Source organism: Pseudomonas sp. SIMBA_041, from assembly GCF_046535095.1.
GTDB lineage: Bacteria > Pseudomonadota > Gammaproteobacteria > Pseudomonadales > Pseudomonadaceae > Aquipseudomonas > Aquipseudomonas mucoides.
Map to the genome: position 1 here is coordinate 1 of NZ_JAWRXJ010000987.1, position 233 is coordinate 233.

Consider the following 233-nt stretch of genomic DNA (forward strand, 5'->3'; position numbering starts at 1 on the left):
TCGGGCAGATGTCCACCAGCATCGCCCACGAACTCAACCAGCCCTTGGCCGCGTTGCGCACCTTGTCGGGCAACACCGTGCGCTTCCTCGAACGCGGCGCACTGGAAACGGCCAGCACCAACCTGCGCACCATGAACGACCTGATTGATCGCATGGGCCGTATCACCGCCAGCCTGCGTTCGTTCGCCCGTCGTGGCGACGACAGTGGCCAGGCGTCGCTGGCCAAGGCAGTG

General features: G+C 65.7%; 1 protein-coding gene. It reads left to right on the forward strand.

Annotated elements, in window-relative coordinates:
* The coding region (locus tag SB725_RS34085) for a histidine kinase dimerization/phospho-acceptor domain-containing protein (RefSeq protein WP_410923810.1) at positions 1-233 on the forward strand (233 nt) is incomplete at both ends.